The organism is Oribacterium sp. oral taxon 078 str. F0263, from assembly GCF_000469565.1.
Classification (GTDB): domain Bacteria; phylum Bacillota; class Clostridia; order Lachnospirales; family Lachnospiraceae; genus Oribacterium.
Window position 1 is genome coordinate 104394 of record NZ_KI273077.1, and the last position, 14243, is coordinate 118636.

Below are 14243 nucleotides of genomic sequence, written 5' to 3' on the forward strand. Positions count from 1 at the left end.
AGGATAGCCTCCATTTCTCGTGGTCTCTGAATGCCGTAATTCCGCATCAGGGCGGAATCCTGCCTTCTGCAACAATTTCATTATACCCGATTTTCTCAGATAGACAATATGCGATTCGTTTACGAAAGATTACAAAAACACAGAAAGTTCATACTTTGTTAGCACTCAGAGCTTGACACTGCTAATAGAAGAGGCTATAATAGCGCTTGTTCTGAAAAAGATTCCAAGCAATGCGGCTTTCGACTACGCATTGTGAGAAGGGATGCTGGAATATAAGAGGAGGTTTGTTATGAAGCTGGTTCCGTTGTTTGACAGGGTTGTGCTGGAGAAGGAGAAGATGGAGGAGACCACGAAGAGCGGGATCGTGCTCCCCGGTCAGGACGATAAGGAGAAGCCGGGCCAGGCGGTGGTCATCGCGGTCGGCCCGGGCGGAGTGATCGACGGGAAGGAAGTAAAGATGCAGGTCAAGGAAGGACAGCATGTCATCTTTTCCAAGTACGCGGGCTCCGAGGTGGAGATCGAGGGCAGGAAGTATACCGTCGTGAAGCAGAGCGATATTCTTGCGGTAGTGGAATAAGCTTTGCACGGCGCTGCGTTTAGCTGCCGGGAGCACTTCCTTTAAGAATAAATCAGCATTTTCGAAGAGAAAATCCCCGGAAAAGACAGTCAGGGACAGAAAAATATAGAAGAAGAGACAGAAGACAGGAGGATATCAATATGGCTAAGGAACTCAAGTACGGCGTAGAGGCTCGCAAGGCTTTGGAAGCCGGAGTCGATGCGGTTGCAGATACCGTGAAGGTCACGCTGGGACCCAAGGGCAGAAATGTAGTTTTGGATAAGAGCTACGGCTCCCCGCTCATCACAAACGACGGCGTTTCCATCGCGAAGGAGATCGACCTGAAGGATCCCTATGAGAACATGGGCGCACAGCTTGTGCGGGAGGTCGCGTCGAAGACCAATGATGTGGCGGGCGACGGAACCACGACGGCGACGGTGCTTGCGCAGGCGATCGTCTCCGAGGGCATGAAGAATATCGAAGCCGGCGCGAATCCGATCATCCTCAGAAAGGGCATCCGGAAAGCCGTAGATGCTGCGGTGGAGTCCATCAAGAAGCAGTCCTCCAAGGTGAAGGGCAAGGACCAGATCGCGAAGGTCGCCGGGATTTCCGCCGGAGATCCGGAGGTCGGAGAGATGGTCGCGGACGCGATGGAGAAGGTCTCGAAGGACGGTGTCATCACGGTGGAGGAATCCAAGACCATGCAGACCGAGCTCGACCTCGTGGAGGGCATGGAGTTTGACAGAGGCTATGTCAGCGCCTACATGTCCACCGATATGGAGAAGATGGAGGCGGTCCTCGAGGATCCGTACATCCTTATCACGGATAAGAAGATCTCGAACATCCAGGATATCCTTCCGCTTCTCGAGCAGGTCGTGAAGAGCGGCGCGAGACTTCTGCTCATCGCGGAGGACATTGAGGGAGAGGCTCTCACGACGCTCATCGTGAACAAGCTCAGAGGCACCTTCAATGTCGTAGCGGTCAAGGCGCCGGGCTACGGTGACAGAAGGAAGGAAATGCTCAAGGATATCGCGGTTCTGACCGGCGGACAGGTGATCTCCGAGGAGCTCGGACTGGAGTTAAAGGACGCTTCGATCGAGCAGTGCGGTCGTGCGAAGTCCGTGAAGGTGACGAAGGAGAAGACCACGATCATCGAGGGACTCGGAAAGAAGAAGGAGATCAGCGACAGAATCGCTCAGATCAGAGCGCAGATCGATAGCACGAGCTCTGACTTCGACAAGGAAAAGCTCCAGGAGAGGCTCGCGAAGCTCGCGGGCGGCGTCGCGGTGATCCGTGTCGGCGCGGCGACGGAGACCGAGATGAAGGAAGCGAAGCTTCGGATGGAGGATGCCCTGAACGCGACGAGAGCCGCGGTGGAGGAGGGCGTCATCGCGGGAGGCGGATCCGCCTACATTCACGCACAGCCCTCCGTCGAGAAGCTGGTCAATACTCTGGATGGCGATGAGAAGACCGGAGCCAGGATCGTGCTCCGCGCTCTGGAGTCCCCGCTGTTCACGATCGCGGACAATGCCGGAGTGGAAGGCGCTGTCGTCGTGAATAAGGTGAAGGAGGCGAAGGAGGGCATCGGCTATGATGCCTATCGAGAGGAGTATGTGGATATGATGGAGGCCGGCATCCTGGATCCGGCGAAAGTCGCAAGGACGGCCCTCCAGAATGCGGCGTCTGTCGCGGCCTCTCTCCTCACGACAGAGGCTGTCGTCGCCGACATCAAGGAGCCCGCGGCGGCTCCCGCCATGCCGGCCGGAGGAATGGGCGGCATGATGTAAGGCCTGCCTTTTAGGCCGCCGGGTACAGCGAAAGCGTTCCAAAGAGAAGAAGGGCCTCCCGAACGGGAGGCCGGCGGAAGTCTCAGGCTCAGGCAGGAAACTTCGCCAAACGCTGCATCCATCAGTCAGGGCTTAAAAAAAGAGGGAGAGCGGGCAGTCGAAAAGGACGGCTGTCTGCTCCCCTTCTTTTTGCCGTATACCGGGGGAAGACGCTTTGTATCAGATAAGTATTAAAGCCATGGAGGATTCCGCTTTGTTCCGTTCCGTTTCGTGTCTTTCCAGGCTTTGACTTTTGCGCTTTGAGATTTTTAATGGGGGGATGGGTGCCGGGCCGGGACTTCAAGGGGGCTTCCCTTTGTAAAGAAAAGCAGGACGCGGAGGATGCGGGGAAGGGGATTGCTTCTTGCGCGTGCTCCGGCAAAAGGGTATACTGATAGCTGTATCGGAGAGGAGAGAAAAGGGCGATGGATAATTATGTGGAGCATCTGGTAAAGCGGAGAGATCCGGGCTATTTTGCGATCCTGAAGGTCTTTCTGATCGCCTTGGATCTTCTTTTTTTTCTTCTCTTTTTCCGCTTTCCGCCGGTCTTTCTCCTCCTTCTTTTGTCAGCTGCCGCGACCTATTTCGTCTTTCTCCACGCCCACGTGGAGTATGAGTACCTTTATATCGGCGGAAGTCTCACGGTGGACAAGATCCTGAACAAAAGCAGCAGGAAGAAGATTCTGGAGACCGGTGCGCCGGAGCTTTTGCTCATTGCGCCGAAGCATTCGGACGCCGCAAGGGAGGCGCTGCCCTCCGGGGAGAGGGCGGTGGATCTGTCCGGAGACGGAGAAGAGGAGAGGAAGTATCTCTACCTCTATCAGAAGGAGGGGAAAAAACGGGCTGTCTATCTCGATATGACGGAGGAGCTTCTCCGGGAGATGAGGATGCACAGCCCGTCAAAGCTCAGGAGGGAATAGCTGCCGACCTTCGGGAAAGGCGGGCGATGGAGAAGGGAGAAGGAAAAGATGGCGAAAATCATCGGGGATGGCATCACGTTTGACGACGTTTTACTGGTTCCGCAATACTCTGAGATCGTTCCGTACGAGGCGGATCTTTCCACAAGGCTCACGGACACGATCCGCCTGAATATTCCCTTTCTTTCCGCGGGGATGGACACGGTGACGGAGCACCAGATGGCGATCGCCATGGCGCGCTGCGGGGGGATCGGCATCATCCATAAAAACATGACGATCGAAGAGCAGGCGGAGGAGGTCGACATGGTGAAGCGCTCGGAGAACGGCGTCATCACGGACCCCTTCTTTCTGAGCCCGGAGCACAGCCTTAAGGATGCCAATGAACTCATGGCGAAGTTCAGGATCTCCGGCGTGCCGATCACGGTGGGGCACAGGCTCGTCGGAATCATCACAAACCGGGATCTCGTCTTCGAGGAGGATTACAGCAGACCGATCCGGGACTGCATGACCTCGGAGAATCTGGTCACGGCGAGGGAAGGGACGACGCTGGAGGAGGCGAAGGCGATCCTCGCGAAGGCAAAGGTGGAGAAGCTCCCGATCGTGGACGCGGAGGGAAACCTGAAGGGCCTCATCACGATCAAGGACATCGAAAAGCAGATGAAGTACCCGGATGCGGCGAAGGATTCCCAGGGGAGACTGCTCTGCGGCGCGGCGCTCGGCATCACGGAGGATATCCTGGAGAGAGCGGCGGAGCTTGTGAAGGCCCATGTCGATGTCGTGGTTCTGGACTCCGCCCACGGTCATTCCGCAAATGTCATAAGGTGCATCGGACTTTTGAAGGAGAAATTCCCGGATCTTCCCCTTATTGCGGGCAATGTGGCCACCGGAGAGGGGACGGAGGCTTTGATCCGGGCCGGTGCGGACTGCGTGAAGGTGGGGATTGGCCCCGGCTCCATCTGCACAACGAGAGTGGTGGCGGGGATCGGAGTTCCGCAGATCACTGCGATCATGGACTCCTTCGAGGTCGCGGAGCGCTACGGCATCCCGCTGATTGCGGACGGCGGCATCCAGTATTCCGGAGACGTGGTGAAGGCACTCGCAGCCGGTGGCTCCACCGTCATGATGGGCTCGGTATTTGCGGGCTGCGATGAGGCGCCGGGAGAGTTCGAGCTCTACCAGGGAAGAAAATACAAGGTCTACCGCGGCATGGGCTCCATGGGCGCGATGAGACAGAAAAACGGTTCCTCGGACCGCTATTTCCAGGCCGGAGCGAGAAAGCTCGTACCGGAGGGGGTCGAGGGAAGAGTCGCCTATAAGGGGAAGGCGGAGGACACCATCTTCCAGTTCCTGGGGGGACTGAGAGCCGGCATGGGCTACTGCGGAGCGGAAAATATCCGGGCACTGCAGACGGAGTCCCACTTCATAAGGATCTCCGCCGCTTCCCTGAAGGAATCCCATCCCCACGACATTCAGATCACGAAGGAGGCGCCGAACTACTCCTCGGATGGAATCTAGGCTCTCGGAGAAGAATAGACCCTCTTTTGCCCCGGGATCCGGAGAACGGAGCGATTTTTCCGGATCCCTTATGCGCCTGGGGGCGGGAGAGGACAGGGCAAAGGAGATCAACCGGCGGAGAGGGCGGAGAGGACTGCGGCGGAGAGAAGCGCGCATCAAGGGACGCCGCCGTCCGCGGGCCAGGGAAGTGCAGCGGGGAAAGGAGCCTGAGCAGTGATCGAAGGATTTTTCAGGGCGGCTGTCGGTACGCCGGAGGTCCGGGTGGCAGATCCCGACTGGAATCGGGAGAGAATCGCGGAGCTTTGCCGCGAGGCGGCGGAGAAGGGGGCGGGCCTTCTGGTGCTCCCGGAGCTTTGCCTCACGGGCTATACGGCGGGAGACCTCTTTTTGCAGTCAGAGCTTCAGGAGGGCGCTCTTCGGGCGCTCTCCTGGCTTCTTTCTAAGACGAGAGAGCTTCCGCTTCTCATCGTCCTGGGACTGCCTCTATCCTTCTCGGGAAAGCTCTACAACAGCGCCGCCGTTCTCTATCGGGGGCGTGTGCTCGGGCTTGTCCCGAAGAAGAACCTTCCGAATTATTCGGAGTTTTATGAAAGACGATGGTTCAGCCCTGCGGAAGACGAGATTTTCGAGTATCTCTACCGGGATCCTCTGACGAAGGACCGCTGCTCCCTTCCCTTTGGCATGAGGCTTCTCTTCCAGGCGGAGGACCTTCCGGATTTCTGCCTCGCCCTTGAGCTCTGCGAGGACCTTTGGGTCCCGAATCCCCCGTCGACGGAGCACACCGCTGCGGGAGCCTATCTCATCGCAAACTGCTCCGCCTCCGATGAGACGGTCGGGAAGGCGGATTACCGGAGAGAGCTGCTCCGCTCTGCGAGCGCGAGGATCTGCGCGGCCTATCTCTATGCCAATGCGGGAGAGGGGGAGTCCACGCAGGATCTTGTCTTCGGCGGGCAGAGCATGATCGCAGAGAATGGAAGCATCCTTGCGGAGAGCCGAAGATTTACGACGGGGCTCACGATCTCGGAGATCGACCTCGAGAGGATCCGGCAGGAAAGGACGAGGCTTGGAACCTATCCGGCGCCGCGCGCGGAGGGCTACCGGAGGATTCCCTTCCGCTTCTTCGAGGGAGGACGTCCCTCCTTCCTTTCGGGGAGCTCCTTTTCCGGGGACTCCGGGGAAGAGGGAAGTCTTTTCCGCCGGATCGATCCTCACCCCTTCGTCCCCTCCTCCGGGGAGGAGAGAGCGAGGCGCTGCGAGGAGATCCTGAGCATCCAGGCCCTCGGCCTTAAGAAAAGACTTTCTCATATCGGGACGAAGCAGGCCGTGCTCGGAATCAGCGGCGGTCTCGATTCCACTCTGGCCCTCCTCGTCACGGCCCGCGCCTTCGACCTTTTGAAAATCCCGAGAGAGAACATTCTCTCTGTCACAATGCCCGCCTTTGGCACGACGAAACGCACGCTGGACAATGCGAGAAGGCTCACAGAGGCGATCGGCGCCACTCTTCGGGAGATCGACATCCGCCTCTCTGTGGAGCAGCATTTCCGGGATATCGGGCACGATGCAAAGAAGCGGGATGTCGTCTATGAAAATGCGCAGGCGAGGGAGCGGACGCAGGTCCTCATGGATCTTTCGAATGCCTGCGGCGGCATTGTCGTAGGCACGGGGGATTTAAGCGAGCTGGCGCTCGGCTATGCGACCTACAACGGCGACCATATGTCGATGTACGCGGTCAATGCGGGGGTTCCGAAGACCCTGGTCCGGCACCTCGTCCGCTATATCGCCGATACAGAGAAGAGGGGGGCGCTTTCCGAAACGCTCCTGGATATCCTGGATACTCCGGTCTCCCCGGAGCTCCTTCCGCCCTCCGGGGAAACGATCTCCCAGAAAACGGAGGAGCTGGTAGGTCCCTATGAGCTCCATGACTTCTTCCTCTATCAGATCCTTCGCTTCGGCTTCCGCCCGAAAAAGGTCTATGAGCTCGCCCTCTCGGCCTTTCATGCGGGAGACAGCGGAGCAAAGCCGCAGTATGAGAGGGAGGAGATCCTTTTTTGGCTGAAAAGCTTTTACCGCCGCTTCTTCTCCCAGCAGTTTAAGAGAAGCTGCCTCCCGGACGGGCCGAAGGTCGGCTCCGTCTCTGTCTCTCCGAGAGGGGATCTCAGGATGCCGAGCGACGCGAGCGCTGCCCTCTGGCTCTCAGAGCTCGAAAAGCTTTGATTCCGGCTGTCTTCTTCCTCGTACTTTTGGATCAGTCCCGTTAAGCGGTCCGGGGCGAAGGAGCCCGCCTATGTGAAATCGCGGAACACCGGGCCCTGTCCGGGAAATACTCCTCCGGATAAGTGCATCTTCATCTTAATTTATTAGAGGTGGAAAAAGCGGCGGGGCGAAAGAGCGGCAGAGCCACTTTTTACGCTCTGCCTGCGGAATTCGAATCCCATCGGCGCAGCGAGAGCATCTTGCTAAAAATAGTAATCTTTGTTATAATTAGTTGCTCCCCGCGGATTTTTCGGGGAGATTTCGGCTGTTTCCGCATTATGGAGAGTGGATGAGAATTACATCTTTTTCAAACCGGATGATCCGGGAGGTCCGAGAGCTTATGCAGAAGCCGAGAGCGCGGCAGAAAGCCGGACTCTTTGTCTCGGAGGGAGAGAGGCTCTGCCGGGAGATCCCGAAAGATTTGGTCGAGAGAGTCTTCCTCTCCGATTCCTACCGGGGATCCCTTCCGGCGGGATTTCGCCCGAAGGACCATACTCTGATCCGCGTGCCGGATGAGCTCATGGCCCATATCTCCGATACGAAGCACAGCCAGGGGATCCTTGTCCTGGTCCGCATGCTGCCGGAGCGGGTCCTCTCCGGGGATTTTTTCCTGCTTCTGGAATCCCTGCAGGATCCCGGGAATCTCGGCACTATTTTCCGCCTCGCGGAGGCGGCGGGGGTGAACGGGATCTACATGAGCTCGGACTGCGCGGACATCTACTCTCCGAAGCTTGTCCGCTCCACGATGGGATCTCTATACCGCCTTCCCTTTCGGATCGTTCCGGATCTCAAGGAGACGATAGCGGAGCTGAAAAAGAAGGGCGTCCGCTGCTTTGCGGCGCATCTCCTCGGAGAGAAGGCGCACTATGACTGTGATTTTCGTTCACCGACGGCCTTTCTCATCGGAAATGAGGGCAGGGGGCTGAGTCCGGAGCTTTCGGAGGCCGCGGATATTCGTCTCCGGATCCCCATGAAGGGAGGAGTGGAGTCCCTGAACGCGGCCGCGGCTGCGGCGATCCTGTCCTATGAGACTCTCAGACAGCGGGAGAAACAGGAGAACTAGGCGGAAAAAGGAGGGTACATGCTTAAGCTATCCGGCAGAGATTTTCTGAAGCTTTTGGATTTCACGGCGGAGGAGATCCGCTATCTTCTGGACCTCGCAAAGAGGCTGAAGGCGGAGAAAAAGGCCGCCCGCAGCGATGGAAGGCCCATACACGGGGTCAGCTTTCAGGGAAAGAATATCGCCCTCATTTTCGAAAAGAACTCCACCAGGACCCGCTGCGCCTTCGAGGTTGCGGCGCGGGATCTGAACCTCGGGACTACCTTCCTGAGTCCGGAGGGCTCTCAGATCGGAAAAAAGGAGAGCATCGAAGATACGGCGCGGGTTCTGAGCCGCATGTATGACGGCATAGAGTACCGGGGATTCGAACAGGCGAAGGTAGAAGAGCTCGCCCGCTTCTCCTCGGTCCCGGTATGGAACGGACTGAGCAATGAATTTCATCCCACGCAGCTTCTGGCGGATCTCCTCACCATCGAGGAGCATATCGGGAGGCTCAAGGGGCTCAGGCTCTCTTATCTCGGGGATGCCCGCTATAACATGGGGAATTCCTATATGGTTGCCTGCGCGAAGATGGGGATGCACTACACGGCCTGCTGCCCGGAGGAGTATTTCCCGGATATCGAGCTTGTGAAGCAATGCCAGAGTATCGCGGAGGAGAGCGGGGGCTCGATCTCTCTCTCGGAATCCGTCGAGAAGGGCTGCCGGAATGCGGATGTGATCGCGACCGATGTCTGGGTATCCATGGGAGAGCCTGCGGAGCTTTGGCAGAAGAGAATCTACGACCTCATGCCCTACCAGGTCAATGAGAAGGCCTTCTCCTATGCGAAGCCGGAGGCGATCTTTCTCCACTGCCTGCCCTCCTTCCACAATACCAGGACGGAAATCGGCGCGGAGATCTATGAAAAGTACGGGATTTCGGAGATGGAGGTGACGGACCGGATCTTTGAATCGGAGCGCTCCGTGGTCTTTGACGAAGCGGAGAACCGCATGCATACCATTAAAGCGGTCGTTTACGCGACGCTCGGAGGAATCTGATGCAGCAGCTTCACAGCGGCTCGAGAGGAAGCGGAAGAAAGCTGGACATCATCCACATCGTACTGGGGATCCTGATCCTCGTCATGGCGGCGCTGGCATTTCTCGACCCCGAACAGAACATGATGCTCTTCCCGCTCATCTTCCTGACAGCGGCGCTTCTCCGACTGATCAGCGCGGGCTATACCATCATACAGCTTCCCCACGAAAAAAAACGAAGAGCCCGCACCGCATTCGACATCATCACCGGAATACTGCTGCTTCTCCTCACCGCCATATCCGCTGTGGAGATATGGCGATAAAAGCCGCAAGTGCAGAAATCCCCCCTCTCTCCCGCGCGGGGCGCACAGCGGACCGAAGCGGGAGAGAGGGGGGATTTCTATAGGGCGGCCGCCCGACAGCGAGGCGAAGCGTCGAAGACGCGAAGCGGAGCTGGCGCACTTGCGGCTTTGAGGAAATACCCTTCCGCGCGGGGAACGGCCGCCCGGCAGCGAGGCGAAGCGTCGAAGACGCGAAGCGGAGCTGGCGCACTTGCGGCTTTGAGGAAATACCCTCCTATGCGGGGGAAGCGGCCATATCATAAATTACTTTTTCGAAAGAGAGAGGAGTGGGGGAAATCTTGGAGAGGGAAGAATTACTGAAAAAAATAGAGAAGATCTGCGTAAAGGCGAGGGCGAACAAAAATGCCATCGACATGAGCGAGATCCTGGAATCCTTTCGACAGTCGGGGCTCAGCGAGGAGCAGATGGACAACGTGGTCCGCCTGATCGAAAACAGAAAGATAGAGATCAATCCGGTGGTGGATGAGGCCGCGATCAAGGATCTGGAGGCCGGAAAGGCGAAGGCTTCCCCGGATGATGAGCTTCTTCCCCTCGATGATGAAAGCTTTCTGAAGGAGGAGAGCGAGGAGATCGATCTCGACGCGGTGGACCTTCTGGAGGGTATCGGTACAGAGGACCCGGTCCGCATGTACTTAAAGGAGATCGGAACGGTCTCCCTTCTCAGCGCGGAGGAGGAGTACGCCCTTGCGATCCGGAAGCAGCAGGGAGATGAGGCGGCGAAGCAGAGACTCATCGAAGCGAATCTGCGCCTCGTGGTATCCATCGCAAAGCGCTATACGGGCCGCGGGATGAGCTTTCTGGACCTCGTGCAGGAGGGGAATCTCGGCCTCATCAAGGGAGTCGAGAAGTTCGACCCGGAAAAGGGCTTCAAGCTCTCCACCTATGCCACCTGGTGGATCCGGCAGTCCGTGACGAGGGCGCTGGCGGACCAGGCGAGGACGATCCGCGTGCCGGTCCACATGGTGGAGACCATCAATAAGATGTCAAAGATGCAGAGGAAGCTCACGCTGGAGCTCGGCTACGAGCCCTCCGTAAAGGAGCTGGCGGAGCATCTCGACATGAGCGAGGACAAGGTCCAGGAGATCATGCAGATCGCGAGAGAGCCGGCCTCTTTGGAGACGCCGATCGGAGAGGAGGACGACTCCAACCTCGGAGACTTCGTCGCGGACGCCAATGTTCTCACGCCGGAGAGCAATGTCGAGGCCGTCATGCTCCGGGAGCACATTGACTCGCTTCTCGGGGACCTAAAGGAGCGGGAGCGGCAGGTCATTGTCCTCCGTTTCGGCCTGGAGGACGGACATCCCAGGACGCTGGAGGAGGTCGGGAAGGAATTCAATGTCACGAGGGAAAGGATCCGGCAGATCGAGGCGAAGGCACTCCGGAAGCTGAGAAATCCTGTCCGCTCCAAGCGAATCCGGGACTTCCTCACATGAGGCGAAACGGAGAGCCCTCCTGCGCGGGGGCGAAGGAGAATTTTCAGAAGCGTCTCGACCGCATTCTGGAGGAGATCTCGGAAAAGGGGGAGCGGAAGAGGCTTCTCCTCCATGCCTGCTGTGCCCCCTGCTCCAGCGCCGTCCTCGAGTACCTGAGCCGTTACTTTCAGATCACGATTCTCTTCTATAATCCGAATATCGAGACAGAAGAGGAATACCTCCGCCGGGCGGGGGAGCTGAAGAGGCTGCTTTTGGAGATGGGACTTTCTGAGATTCGGCTCCTGCTCTCTTCCTACCGGCATGAGGAATTTCTCGCGGTATCCAGAGGGCTCGAGCGGGAGCCCGAGCGGGGAAAGCGCTGTCGGGAGTGCTTTCGCCTCCGCCTGGAAAAGACAGCGGAGGAGGAGAGACGCCTGGAGCTTCAGGGAGAGCACTTCGACTACTTCTGTACGACGCTCTCCCTCTCTCCCCTGAAGGATGCCGCCCTTCTGAACCGTCTCGGGACGGAAATCGCGGAGAGACAGGGCCTTCATTACCTGCCTTCTGATTTCAAGAAGGGAAACCGCTTTCTGCGGAGCGTCCAGCTCTCGAAGGAATATTCCCTCTATCGGCAGGACTACTGCGGCTGCGAGTTCTCCCGGGAGGAGGCCGGTAGACGGAGGGCTCCCTCCGTCTCCTGAGCCTTTCTTGACAAAGAACTTTCCGCGAAGTATCATGAAAAAAAGTCCAGAAAGAGGGAACGGTATGGTAAGCAAAGAAGTGAAAGTCGTCAATGAATCGGGGCTTCATTTACGGCCCGCCGGGGTTTTGACGCAGACCTGCATTCGTTTTAAGAGTAATATCATCCTGCATTACGGGGAGAGAAATATCGTCGGGAAATCTGTTCTTAATGTGATGGCGGCCGGGGTGAAGAGAGGCGCGGTCCTCACGGTGGAATGCACGGGACCGGACGAGGCGGAGGCACTCGATGCGGTTTGCCATGCGATTGAGACGGGGCTTGGCGAGGGGATCGCGGAGGAAAACGGCGGACCGGCCTCTTCGTAAAATTCTCATAAAAGAAAAGTGAGAAAGGACTCCCCGGGAAAAAGAAGATAGGGTTATTCTCCGAAATAAAGAAGAGAAAAGATTCTCCGAGATCATAAAACATCAAAGAGGGCAGGAGCCGGGATCGTATCCGAAGCTCCTGCTCTTTCTCTTTCCCTTTGCCCTCAGGGGTCTTATGCCCCCTTTCATGCTCCCTTAGATTACAACTACAACAATTTAAGTGCTGTTCTTAAGGTCTTATGCCCTATTTGCGCTCCCTGAGAGACAGCACCGAAGCGGGAAGCCGATGAGGATAAGATCCGACTGCTTTCCGGAAGGATCTATAAGAGAGCCTCCACTGCCCGGACGGCGTCATTTATGGGGCTGAGATCGATGGATTCCACCGCACCGCAGTCCATGTATTCGGCATTTTTCGGATCGAGGGGGAGCTTTGCGAGAAGGCGGAGCCCCTCCCTCTCTGCGGCTTCCTCAATATGACTTTCTCCAAAGACCTGGATTTTCTCACCGCAGTGCGGACAGAGGAGATAGGACATATTTTCGATCAGACCGAGGATCGGGATATTCATCTTCTTTGCCATATTGACCGCCTTTGTGACGATCATGGAGACCAGCTCCTGGGGAGAGCTCACGATGATGATCCCGTCCAGCGGAAGGGACTGAAAGACGGTGAGCGGCACATCTCCGGTCCCCGGCGGCATATCCACGAAGAGGAAATCGATCTCCTTCCAGAGCACCTCCTCCCAGAACTGCTTCACCGCGCCTGCGATCATGGCGCCCCTCCAGATCACGGGATCCGTCTCATTTTCGAGGAGGAGATTCGTGGAAATGATTTCCACGCCGTTTGCGCTCCGGTCCGGAAGCATCAGCTTCCCGTCCTCCGAGATGCCGATGCCGTCGTTTGCGATGCCGAAGGCCTTCGGGATGGAGGGGCCGGTGATATCCGCATCGATGATGCCGGTCCGAAAGCCGTCCCGATTGGTCCCGCAGGCCAGAAGAGAGGTGACGGTAGACTTCCCGACCCCTCCCTTCCCGGATACGACGCCGATCAGCTTTTTTACGCTGCTCCCGGGAGCCAGCTTCGATTTGGGAATCCCCCCCTGCCGGGAGGGACAATTACTTCCGCAGGAGCTGCAGTTGGAACTGCAGCCCGAAGGATTCTCTTGCTCGCTCATTTCTGCTCCTTTCCTTTTTTCTCTGTGCCCTTATTCTCCTCCACGATACTGAGGAAGGCATCCAGAGATTTTGAGCGGTTTGCCTCGCTGTAGATAAAGCCGATATTTCTGCTCGGAATCTCCCTTTCCAGAGGAAGCTCCGAGAGCTGGGAGCTTCGAAGCTCCTCCGCAACGAACTCCTTTATGACGCAGGAGACTCCGATGCCGACCTTCGCGAATTCGATGAGAAGATCCATCGTACTGACCTCCAGCACCTGCTGGGGCTCTCTCTGGATGGATTTAAAATACTCATCGACATGCCGCCTGGACATATTGTGTTCATCGAGGAGGAGGATATTGGCCTCCCGGAAGATATCCGGCTCTCCCTCGGAAATCTCCCTGAGATTTTCGAGATACTGCGGGGTCGCGACAAAGATGTCATGGATCCTTCTCGGGGAGCAGAGACAGAGCCCGGGATGCTTTCCCTTCGGCTCTGCCGTAATCCCAAGATCCAGCTTCCGCGCCTCCAAAAGGGAGAGTGTGCGGCCGGAATCCTGCGTAACGATGGAGACTCGGATATTCGGAAATCTCTTTATGAATTTCCGGAGATAGGGGAGGAGGACATAGCGGCACATGGTCGTGCTCGCCCCGAGCCGGAGGTGACCGATATTTAAGTCCTTCATCCTCCGAAGCTCAAGCTCTGCCTCTCCGATCGCCCCGAATGCCTCCTCTATATGCCGGTAGAGAACCTCCCCCTCGTCGGTCAGAGTGACGCCCCGGGAGTTTCTCTTAAAAAGCTTGGTGTCCAGACCTTCCTCCAGCTTTACGATGGATTTCGAGATGGCGGGCTGGGAGATATAGAGTCTTTTCGCGGCTCTCGAAATGTTCCCGTTTTTCGCCACCTCATAGAAGATCCGGTAGGCGGACAGGTTTTGCTCTGTCATTGCTCTGCCCCCTTTCTGCCGAAATGTCTGTGCCGAAATCATAATTTAAATTCATGCTAAACATTATAAACATATATTGGGATTATAGCAATAGGACTGTTAGCATGGAAATGTACGCCTTGGGATAATGGAAAAGCAAATGCATTCCGAGCGCGGATCGCTCTTCGCATC

General features: G+C 57.1%; 13 protein-coding genes. 11 read left to right on the forward strand and 2 right to left on the reverse strand.

Annotated features, from left to right (window positions below; translation table 11 throughout):
- The first annotated feature begins 289 nt into the window (after window positions 1–289).
- From HMPREF1986_RS00570 to HMPREF1986_RS00625, 11 genes are all read left to right on the forward strand, one after another.
- Window positions 290–577 carry a co-chaperone GroES gene (locus HMPREF1986_RS00570; RefSeq protein WP_036598549.1) on the forward strand — a complete coding sequence of 96 codons (288 nt, stop codon included), beginning with the start codon at window positions 290–292 and terminating at the stop codon, window positions 575–577.
- 140 nt (window positions 578–717) lie between these two features.
- Window positions 718–2343 (forward strand): chaperonin GroEL, encoded by a 1626-nt coding sequence (groL, locus tag HMPREF1986_RS00575; RefSeq protein ID WP_021772765.1) that lies wholly within the window; start codon window positions 718–720, stop codon window positions 2341–2343.
- 464 nt (window positions 2344–2807) lie between these two features.
- The gene (locus tag HMPREF1986_RS00580; RefSeq protein ID WP_021772766.1) at window positions 2808–3302 is read left to right on the forward strand and encodes a DUF6106 family protein; all 495 of its coding nucleotides are present in this window, start codon (window positions 2808–2810) and stop codon (window positions 3300–3302) included.
- A 48-nt stretch (window positions 3303–3350) separates the two neighbouring features.
- Window positions 3351–4814 carry an IMP dehydrogenase gene (gene guaB, locus HMPREF1986_RS00585; RefSeq protein WP_009214592.1) on the forward strand — a complete coding sequence of 488 codons (1464 nt, stop codon included), beginning with the start codon at window positions 3351–3353 and terminating at the stop codon, window positions 4812–4814.
- Between the two features lie 213 nt (window positions 4815–5027).
- Window positions 5028–7028, forward strand: a complete 2001-nt coding sequence (locus HMPREF1986_RS00595; protein ID WP_021772768.1) for an NAD(+) synthase — start codon at window positions 5028–5030, stop codon at window positions 7026–7028.
- 328 nt (window positions 7029–7356) lie between these two features.
- On the forward strand, window positions 7357–8130 hold the full coding sequence (locus HMPREF1986_RS00600; RefSeq protein ID WP_036598553.1) for a TrmH family RNA methyltransferase: 774 nt from the start codon (window positions 7357–7359) through the stop codon (window positions 8128–8130).
- Between the two features lie 18 nt (window positions 8131–8148).
- Window positions 8149–9162, forward strand: coding sequence for an ornithine carbamoyltransferase (argF, locus tag HMPREF1986_RS00605; RefSeq protein WP_009214597.1), 1014 nt, complete (start codon window positions 8149–8151; stop codon window positions 9160–9162).
- Window positions 9162–9461 carry a DUF6637 family protein gene (locus tag HMPREF1986_RS00610; RefSeq protein ID WP_021772770.1) on the forward strand — a complete coding sequence of 100 codons (300 nt, stop codon included), beginning with the start codon at window positions 9162–9164 and terminating at the stop codon, window positions 9459–9461. The genes argF and HMPREF1986_RS00610 overlap by 1 nt, the downstream gene beginning before the upstream one ends.
- 317 nt (window positions 9462–9778) lie before the next feature.
- Window positions 9779–10933: an RNA polymerase sigma factor RpoD gene (gene rpoD / locus HMPREF1986_RS00615; protein WP_036598608.1), complete on the forward strand. Its 1155-nt coding sequence runs from the start codon at window positions 9779–9781 to the stop codon at window positions 10931–10933.
- Complete coding sequence (locus tag HMPREF1986_RS00620; RefSeq protein ID WP_021772772.1) at window positions 10930–11613, forward strand: epoxyqueuosine reductase QueH; 684 nt, start codon at window positions 10930–10932, stop codon at window positions 11611–11613. The genes rpoD and HMPREF1986_RS00620 overlap by 4 nt, the downstream gene beginning before the upstream one ends.
- A gap of 64 nt (window positions 11614–11677) precedes the next feature.
- Window positions 11678–11977 carry an HPr family phosphocarrier protein gene (locus HMPREF1986_RS00625; protein WP_036598554.1) on the forward strand — a complete coding sequence of 100 codons (300 nt, stop codon included), beginning with the start codon at window positions 11678–11680 and terminating at the stop codon, window positions 11975–11977.
- A gap of 320 nt (window positions 11978–12297) precedes the next feature.
- On the opposite strand, the gene HMPREF1986_RS00630 is transcribed toward HMPREF1986_RS00625, so the two are convergent.
- Both HMPREF1986_RS00630 and HMPREF1986_RS00635 read right to left on the reverse strand, forming a co-directional pair.
- On the reverse strand, window positions 12298–13149 hold the full coding sequence (locus HMPREF1986_RS00630) for an Mrp/NBP35 family ATP-binding protein (RefSeq protein WP_021772773.1): 852 nt from the start codon (window positions 13147–13149) through the stop codon (window positions 12298–12300).
- Complete coding sequence (locus tag HMPREF1986_RS00635; protein WP_036598557.1) at window positions 13146–14072, reverse strand: LysR family transcriptional regulator; 927 nt, start codon at window positions 14070–14072, stop codon at window positions 13146–13148. Before HMPREF1986_RS00635 ends, HMPREF1986_RS00630 begins: the two co-directional genes overlap by 4 nt.
- Between the last annotated feature and the right edge of the window lie 171 nt (window positions 14073–14243).

Bases quoted from the DNA above. Each gene is read 5' to 3' on its own strand.
- HMPREF1986_RS00570 (WP_036598549.1), top strand. From the start codon at position 290: ATGAAGCTGGTTCCGTTGTTTGACAGGGTTGTGCTGGAGAAGGAGAAG.
- groL (WP_021772765.1), top strand. From the start codon at position 718: ATGGCTAAGGAACTCAAGTACGGCGTAGAGGCTCGCAAGGCTTTGGAA.
- HMPREF1986_RS00580 (WP_021772766.1), top strand. From the start codon at position 2,808: ATGGATAATTATGTGGAGCATCTGGTAAAGCGGAGAGATCCGGGCTAT.
- guaB (WP_009214592.1), top strand. From the start codon at position 3,351: ATGGCGAAAATCATCGGGGATGGCATCACGTTTGACGACGTTTTACTG.
- HMPREF1986_RS00600 (WP_036598553.1), top strand. From the start codon at position 7,357: ATGAGAATTACATCTTTTTCAAACCGGATGATCCGGGAGGTCCGAGAG.
- argF (WP_009214597.1), top strand. From the start codon at position 8,149: ATGCTTAAGCTATCCGGCAGAGATTTTCTGAAGCTTTTGGATTTCACG.
- HMPREF1986_RS00610 (WP_021772770.1), top strand. From the start codon at position 9,162: ATGCAGCAGCTTCACAGCGGCTCGAGAGGAAGCGGAAGAAAGCTGGAC.
- HMPREF1986_RS00620 (WP_021772772.1), top strand. From the start codon at position 10,930: ATGAGGCGAAACGGAGAGCCCTCCTGCGCGGGGGCGAAGGAGAATTTT.
- HMPREF1986_RS00625 (WP_036598554.1), top strand. From the start codon at position 11,678: ATGGTAAGCAAAGAAGTGAAAGTCGTCAATGAATCGGGGCTTCATTTA.
- HMPREF1986_RS00630 (WP_021772773.1), bottom strand. From the start codon at position 13,149: ATGAGCGAGCAAGAGAATCCTTCGGGCTGCAGTTCCAACTGCAGCTCC.
- HMPREF1986_RS00635 (WP_036598557.1), bottom strand. From the start codon at position 14,072: ATGACAGAGCAAAACCTGTCCGCCTACCGGATCTTCTATGAGGTGGCG.